This is a genomic window from Ruegeria sp. A5, from assembly GCF_056543005.1.
In genome coordinates this window covers 431948-439268 of record NZ_JBQGAV010000004.1, presented here as the reverse complement: position 1 = coordinate 439268, position 7321 = coordinate 431948, and the positions used below count along the sequence as shown (strand labels likewise).

7 protein-coding genes are annotated in these 7321 nt (G+C 57.2%); 2 read left to right on the top strand and 5 right to left on the bottom strand.

Annotated features, from left to right (window positions below):
* Positions 1–183: 183 nt before the first annotated feature.
* Genes ACR0AY_RS12405 through ACR0AY_RS12390 form a run of 4 tightly spaced genes read right to left on the bottom strand, consistent with a single transcriptional unit; the run spans position 184 to position 3958 of the window.
* Positions 184–1218, bottom strand: a complete 1035-nt coding sequence (locus ACR0AY_RS12405) for a TRAP transporter substrate-binding protein (protein ID WP_170391784.1) — start codon at positions 1216–1218, stop codon at positions 184–186.
* Positions 1219–1269: 51 nt separating this feature from the next.
* The gene (locus ACR0AY_RS12400; protein ID WP_170512146.1) at positions 1270–2589 is read right to left on the bottom strand and encodes a TRAP transporter large permease subunit; all 1320 of its coding nucleotides are present in this window, start codon (positions 2587–2589) and stop codon (positions 1270–1272) included.
* Positions 2586–3170 (bottom strand): TRAP transporter small permease subunit, encoded by a 585-nt coding sequence (locus ACR0AY_RS12395; protein ID WP_170420973.1) that lies wholly within the window; start codon positions 3168–3170, stop codon positions 2586–2588. Before ACR0AY_RS12395 ends, ACR0AY_RS12400 begins: the two co-directional genes overlap by 4 nt.
* A complete protein-coding gene (locus ACR0AY_RS12390; protein ID WP_480454198.1) occupies positions 3167–3958 on the bottom strand; it encodes an N-formylglutamate amidohydrolase in 792 nt (263 codons plus the stop codon). Before ACR0AY_RS12390 ends, ACR0AY_RS12395 begins: the two co-directional genes overlap by 4 nt.
* A gap of 128 nt (positions 3959–4086) precedes the next feature.
* On the opposite strand from ACR0AY_RS12390, the gene ACR0AY_RS12385 reads away from it, so the two are divergent.
* A complete protein-coding gene (locus ACR0AY_RS12385; protein WP_255611699.1) occupies positions 4087–4950 on the top strand; it encodes a MurR/RpiR family transcriptional regulator in 864 nt (287 codons plus the stop codon).
* An 844-nt stretch (positions 4951–5794) separates the two neighbouring features.
* Here ACR0AY_RS12385 and ACR0AY_RS12380 read toward each other — a convergent pair.
* Positions 5795–6469, bottom strand: a complete 675-nt coding sequence (locus ACR0AY_RS12380; RefSeq protein ID WP_170512148.1) for a TIGR04283 family arsenosugar biosynthesis glycosyltransferase — start codon at positions 6467–6469, stop codon at positions 5795–5797.
* 73 nt (positions 6470–6542) lie between these two features.
* Between ACR0AY_RS12380 and ygfZ the strand changes: the two genes are divergently transcribed.
* Positions 6543–7280: a CAF17-like 4Fe-4S cluster assembly/insertion protein YgfZ gene (ygfZ, locus tag ACR0AY_RS12375; RefSeq protein WP_170512150.1), complete on the top strand. Its 738-nt coding sequence runs from the start codon at positions 6543–6545 to the stop codon at positions 7278–7280.
* Positions 7281–7321 lie beyond the last annotated feature (41 nt).

The window sequence follows — 7321 nt, the reverse complement described above, 5'->3', positions numbered from 1 at the left end:
CAACAAACGGCCCTGCATGTCAACCAGACAAACCAATACCGTATCAATCTCGCCAGACGAAACCTCAGCCTTCAAATGCTCAAATGTCAGCATGCAATACCTCTGTGATATGCGAGAATTTTCGACGAAAATTCTTTGTCCCTGTAACGACCGGCCCGCGAAAGAACGGGCCGGTCCAGTGTTTTATCCGTAACGATAGGGCCGCCCGGCCTTGAGCATTTCAGCGTTGTAGCGCTTGAAGATATCCACGACCTTTGCCTTGGTCTCGGATTCCGCAGCAATTTCATCCCAGAATTTCACCGCAGCCTCTTCCACCGTCGCCCATTCTTCGTCCGGGATCGTCGTCAATTGCATCTTGGTGCCGTTAACCCGCAGGTTGGCCTCGCCGCCCCAATACCACCATTGGCGATAATAATGCGACTGATCGCAGCATACTTTGAACAGCGTCTGCAGATCTTCCGGCAGCTCGTTCCAGCGATCCATATTGGCAAAGAAGTGACCGGCCCAGGCCCCCGAAATATTGTTGGTTAGGAAGTAGTTAGTCACATCCGCCCAACCCACGGTGTAGTCTTCGGTGATGCCCGACCAGGCAATACCGTCCAACTCGCCGGTTTGGACGGCGACCTCGATATCCTCCCAAGGCAGGGTCACAGGAACCACGCCGAACTGCGACAGGAACCGGCCCGCTGTCGGGAAGGTAAAGATGCGCTTGCCCTTCATGTCCTCCAGTGAGTTGATCGGGTCCTTGGTGGCAAAATGGCACGGATCCCATGCGCCGGCGCTGATGTGTTTGACGCCGACCTTGGAATATTCCTCATCCCAGATCTCGTTCAGGCCCCACTGGTTGAACAGCACCGGCACGTCCAGCGAATAGCGCGAAGCGAACGGGAAGTAGCCGCCGAAAACAGTGACTTCGGTGGGCGAGGCCATCGAGTCATCATCCGATTGAACCGCGTCGATGGTTCCCTTCTGCATAGCGCGGAACAGCTCTCCGGTCGGGACCAGTTGATCGGCGTAGAATAGCTCGATCTGCATACGGTCACCGGCGATCTGGTTGAACATCTTAATAGCCGGGTCGATCACATGCTCGGCCAGTGCAGGACCGGCATATGTCTGCATCCGCCATGTGATCGTGCTTTGCGCCAGTGCAGGCGTTGCCAAAGGTGCCGCCGCAACCCCTACCCCCGCAGTTTTCAGAAACTTACGTCTTGTCGTCATGTCAATTTCCTCTCCGTTTAAGTTTGGGTGCCCGTGTGTCGGGCCTTCTGGTTAATTTCCGTAAACATACCCGGGCAGCCACAAGGCGATCTCGGGGAATATCATGATTATTGCGAGCGCCAGGATCATCACCCCGACAAAGGGCACGATTGAGCGGTAGATGTCGCGCAGGCTGATTTCTGGCGGAGCCATTGCGCGCATCAGGAACAGGTTGTAGCCGAAAGGCGGCGTCATATACGCGATCTGGGTGGTGATGGTGTAAAGTACACCGTACCAGATCAGATCGAAGCCAAGCGCCCCCACGAGCGGCACATAGAGTGGCGCCACGATGACGAGCATTGCGGTATCGTCCAGGAACGTGCCCATGATGATAAAGCTGAGCTGCATCAGGATCAGGATCAGCCACGGTGACAGCCCCAACTGCTCGGTGAACAGGTTCTCGATGGCCTTGACCGCGCCCAGCCCGTCAAACACCGCGCCGAAGCCCAGCGCCGCAAGGATGATCCACATGAACATGCACGAGATGGCCAAGGTTTGCTTGGTACAGTCCTCGAAAATCTTCCACGTCATCCGACGTTTGAGGACTGACGCCACAAGCGCCGCCAACGCTCCGATGGCCGAACTTTCTACCAATGAGGTCCAACCGTTCACGAACGGCAGCATCATCGCAGCGAAAATCATCAATGGCAGTGCCCCGGCCCAGAGCAGACGGAATTTCTCGGACCTCGGGACCTCGTGCGCGTCTTCCATCGCTGGTCCCAGATGCGGTTGAAGCCGGCAACGAATCCAGATGTAGAGGATGAACAAAGACGCCATCAGCAGCCCCGGCACAATGCCTGCCAGCCAAAGTTGACCGACGGGTTGCCGCGCGATCATGGCATAAAGCACCAGAACTACCGAGGGCGGCACAAGAATTCCCAAGCTCGACCCGGCCTGAATGACCCCCGTCACCATGGTCTTGTCGTATCCGCGCCGCAGCAGTTCAGGCAGCGCAATCGTCGCCCCGATGGCCATACCGGCCACGCTAAGCCCGTTCATCGCCGAGACCAGCACCATCAGACCGATGGTGCCGATGGCAAGCCCACCGTTCACCGGCCCCATCCAGACGTGGAACATGCGATAGAGGTCATCGGCCAGACGACTTTCGCTCAGGACATAGCCCATGAAGATGAACATCGGCAGGGTCAGCAGCGGGTACCATTTCATCAGCTTCATCGCCGCCGAAAACGGAATATCCTGCCCGCCTGTCCCCCAGAGCGCCAGTGCCGCAATGGCTGCGACGGCACCAATTGCACCAAAGACGCGCTGCCCGGTGAACAGCATCAGCATCATCGAAGCGAACATGAAGATTGCGATAAATTCCTGGCTCATGCCCGCGCTGCCCCGATCTCTTGCCCGTTGATCCGCGCAATGTCTTTGAAAAATTCTGATATCGCCTGCAGCAGCATCAGGAAGAAGCCGAAGACCATGATCGCCTTGACCGGCCAGATGTATGGCCGCCACGCAGTGGAGGATCGTTCTAGCCGTCCGACTTCTTCGCTGCCGGTCAGAAGGCCTGTGAAATAGGCGACAGGCTCATCACCCCAATAGCCCAGGCTGTACGCCGTGGATCCAAGCCCACCGTAGAACAGTACACCCAGATAAAGGATCAGCAGCAGTACCGTGAAGGCATCGAACCAGGCTTTCCGGCGATGGCTCCAATTATGATAAAACAGATCCATTCGCACGTTCGAACCCAGTTGGATCGAATATGGCCCCCCCATGATGTAATAAGTCACCATCGCAAACTGCGCCATTTCTAGCGTCCAGAGCGAAGGCAGAAAGAAGGTCTTCGAGATCGAGGACCACAGCAGGATGCCCATCATCACGAACAGGCCCCACATCATGACCCGCCCGATCCGGTAGTTCACCGCATCGACTACACGCACATATGCTGACATTGCCTTGATCATTCGCCCACCCCGCTACAGAACGGAGCAATGGTACGATTGATCCACGGGGCCAGACAATCGGCCATGACCCGCTGCTGCTCGGCTGTCTGAATCAGATCATTCCGGATCTCGATCATGACGTTCAACAATCCGTTGGGCGCTGCGTGAAGATCCAAAGTGTGCGCCACCCCGTCTGCCGCCGAATAGGGTTCGTTCAATCGAGTAACCAGGGGCAGCTCGTGCGCGGCGCTGGCCAACATCGCCTTGGCAAAGCGGGCGTCCTGGCCATGCAGCAAACCAAGCTCAACATCGCGCGGTGTTCCGCGGTATATCGGCGTGAAACTATGAACCGTCACCATGAGTTTTAGCGTGCGGTGATGACGGAACAGAACATCCTCTAGCCCTTGGCAAAACGGTACATATACGCCTTCGATCCGCTGCTGACGCGCATTGGCGCTCAGTTCAAGGTTCGCCGGGATCGGTGTGTCTTCACTGCATTCCGGCATAGCATCGGGGGCTTCGGGAGGGCGGTTGCAGTCATAAACCAGCCTCGACACCCCGCCATGCACCAGCACGCCGTTCAACTGCTGGGCCAGTGCCTGTGCAACCGGCAGCGCGCCCGGGTCCCACGCGATATGGCTGCGCAGTGCCTCGGCACTTAGCCCCATGTCCCCCAGTCCGTCCGGGATACGATGCGAGGCGTGTTCGCACACCACCACAACCGAAGGCTCTTCCGGCGCGTCGTCGATGTGAACGACGGGACCGAAATCAGGCTGAGCAGAGGTGAGAGTGGCGCTACGTGATTCCATTTGGAAAAAATTCCACAGAGGTTCTTAACCTGTCAATAAATTTCCTGTATAAAATTCTCCAAGTCAGATTGCATTGTCAAATTTTCCACATAAACATGGGTAGAAAGGGAAAGGAGTATTCCGTGCGAGTGACAGAAAGGCTCCTTGCGCATCGCGAAATGATGACACCGACCGAGCGGCAGTTGGTCAACGTGCTGCTGGATGATTACCCCATGGCAGGGCTTGGCAGCATTACCGAGCTGGCCAGTATCGCTTCGGTTTCCACCGCCACGGTTGCGCGGATGCTTCAGAAAACCGGCTTTGATGGCTATCCGCAGTTTCAGTCCGCGATACGCAGCGAAGTGAAAGAGATGATCTCGGGGCCCGTCGCCAAACGGGATGTCTGGCAGAATGACTTGCCTGAAGAACACATTCTCAACCGCTACTCCCGCCAAGCGCTTGAGAACCAGCGGCGTTCGATTGATGAGGTCGACCCGGATGAGTTTGACAGTTTCTGCCGTATGCTTTGCGATCCCAAACGGCGTGTTTTCATCACCGGCGGACGCATAACCGGGACCCTGGCGCAATATCTCTACCTCCACCTGCAGATGATCCGTCCTGATGTGAAGCTGCTGTCAGACGCAGCGTCGTGGACTCACGATCTGCTCGAAGTGCGCGAAGGCGACGTGCTGGTGGCCTTGGATGTGCGGCGTTATGAGAACACTACTTTGTTGATCGGGCAGCTTTGCCATGAACGCGGGGCCGAGGTTGTCCTGCTGACGGATCAATGGCGATCCCCCATCCACCGGCTGGCGAAACACACCTTTGCGGTAAGGATCGCAGTGCCTTCGGCCTGGGATTCCATGACTTCGCTAATGGTGCTATTGGAATGCGCCATTGCCGAAATGCAGGAACGTCTCTGGGACAGTGTCAAGCAGCGCACGGACGAGTTAGAGCAGGCCTTTGACCGGACGAAGCTGTTTCGCAAGTTCGGCCAAAGCTCGGGGTCCTGACGTCAGGTAGCGACGTTTCATAAGGTACAACTGCGCGTGAGCCCTGTTGTCAGACGCTGCGCAGACCGTACACTCCGGCGTATGACATTCATCGCTGAAAACCAATTACCTCTGCTGATACTGGCCTTTATGATCGGCCTGTTTGGCACAGGATTTCTGTTCCGCAAACCTGCAGGGCATCGGGCGTGGAAACTGGCGGATCTGGTCTGGGTCGTATTGGGTGGGATCGGTGCGCTGGTCGCCGTGTTGGCCGGGCTTTACACCTCGGACAGTTCGCGGCTGGACCGGCAGATCGACGTTGCTTATGCCGCCACGCTTGCATTCGACCGTGATGCCGCGCGGTTTCGGCTGAGGTTCTGTGACCCCGCTTACGACCCGGATACAGCTGTTTTGTGCGAAAAGGTAGAGTTTCTGTCCGCCTCAACCGCAAGCAATGCCGATTTACCGTTGTTCATCGCGGTCACGAACGAAGTAGCCCCGCTTCAAGGCCTGCATTTTCTATTCGGCCGCACGTCGAGTGATGACATGGATGAGGCCCGCGAGATGGCCGCGAAAGCGGATGCCTTCAGCATCGATCAATTTCTCGTCTTCACATCTCTGGACGATGATACACAAACCGCAATTGACAACATGCGGCGCAAGGTGCCTGCGATTGCCGGTGATTATCTGATCCTGGCCCAAAGCTATGACGATCTGATCGAACAGGTCGGCAAGCTCAAGGATGAATGGGAATATCTGCAGGCGAATGCGCATATTTTGGTACTACAGATCATTGCCCTAAGTCTGGTAAGTTTTGCTGCACCGTTCCGTCTGGGCAAATCCATCGTTGAGCTACGCACAGCCTTCAACGCCGATACGACTGCGCCAGCAGATGCGGATCAGCCCCCAGAACGTACCGCGCCAGAGTCCAAAGATTCCGCGCGCCCCGCCGAAACCAACCCTGACGGATATAGCGTTCCGCACTCGTAACCGCGTCCGCTTTCAACAGCACCGGGCGCGGCAACACGCGGATCAAGGCGACATCTTCCATCAGTGGCTGATCTGGGAATCCTCCGACAGAGTCATAATCCCTGCGGCGTACCAACAGCCCCTGATCGCCGTAGGGCAAACCAAACACTCTGCTACGCAGGTTGGCCCAACCAGCAACCCAGCGGGCACCAATCCCACTGACGCGAAACCGCAATCGGAAGGCTGCTGGTCTGTGCGAACGCAGATGCTCTGCCACGATGGCGCTCCAGCCTGACTGCAACTCGGTGTCGGCATGCAGGATCAGCAGCCAGTCGCCAGATGCTTTGGCACACCCCCTTTGCAACTGCCCTCCCCTTGACGCCGGACCTGTTACGATCATGGCTCCGGCTTCATCCGCCATCTCAAGTGTTGGGTCATCTGAGCCGCCATCGGTCACGATTAACTCTCGGATCAGGCCTGAATGAAGCCCTTCCATCAAAGCCTGCAGCGTTCCCGGCAGGGAATGCCCCGAATTCAGGGTCGGAATCACGATGCTGATCGGGGCGGACACGTCTGAAACCCTCTGGTCATGGCGGCGCGATTTCCTATATCACGAAGCCAGACGAATTGACGAGGATCAACCCATGTCCAATCGCCGCATTCTGCGCCTGACCGGCAAGGATACTGATAGCTTTCTGCAGGGGCTGATCACAAATGACGTGCAGCGGCTGGACGACGGGCTGGTCTACGCCGCTCTTCTGACCCCGCAGGGCAAGTACCTGGCTGACTTCTTTCTCAAACGAGACGGTGAGTCGGTGCTGCTGGATGTGGCCGAAGTGCTGGCCGACGGGCTTGCCAAACGACTGACGATGTACAAGCTGCGTGCAGATGTGACCATCGACCAGACCGACCTGAACGTACAACGCGGCACCGGCCCCGCGCCCGAGGGCGCCCTACCCGACCCGCGGCATCCTGATCTAGGATGGCGCGCTTATTCTACCGCTCCGGAAGGTGATGACGGTACGGACTGGGATGCGATCCGCGTCCGTCACTGTATCCCCGAAACCAGCATCGAACTGACGCCAGACAGCTATATTCTTGAGTCCGGGTTCGAGGCGCTGAATGGTTTGGACTTCAAGAAGGGCTGCTATGTCGGACAAGAGGTCACCGCGCGCATGAAGCACAAGACTGAGTTGCGCAAAGGTCTGCGCGTTGTCGAGATCGCGGGCACCGCTCCGGTCGGGACCGAGATTCACTCCAGTGGTAAACCCGCCGGGGTGTTGTTTACACAGTCTGGCGGAAAGGCGATCGCATACCTTCGGCTGGATCGCGCGGGGGACGAGATGCAGGCAGGTGACGCGACGCTAAAACTGCCAGGTTGATTTTGTTGCTGAACCGGCACGCCCATTCTTTTGAAACTGTT